Source organism: Rhodococcus sp. FG69, assembly GCF_057808915.1.
The window spans coordinates 1-329 of record NZ_JBMDIX010000141.1; the positions used below are offsets into that span (position 1 = coordinate 1).

Here is a 329-nt window from a genome sequence, read left to right on the forward strand (position 1 = left end):
TGAACATGGCGCAGGTGGTGCGTCCGGCCTCCTTCCATGTGGTCGGCTACGCCTTGATGTCCAGCCGCAACCTGCGTGATGGCTTCACTCGCCTGGTGCGTTATCAGCGCATCATCGGCGAGGGTGCCGACCTTCATCTGCTGGCGCAGCCCGACGGTTACGCGCTGACATTGGCTATTCACGGCGACCGCCTGCCCGCCGCCCGGCAAAGCGCCGAGGCTTCGCTGGCCTATTGCCTGGCGTTCTGCCGCTGGCTGACCGGCAAGCCCCTGCAGCCGCGCGAGGTGCGCCTGCAAAGCCCGACGCCGCGAGACCTGGCGCGTTACCAG

General features: G+C 67.5%; 1 protein-coding gene. It reads left to right on the forward strand.

All coding sequences use genetic code 11. The features are described from left to right. Window positions 1-329: AraC family transcriptional regulator ligand-binding domain-containing protein (locus tag ACODSO_RS29350; protein ID WP_489040115.1), on the forward strand; the 329-nt coding region annotated here is incomplete at both ends.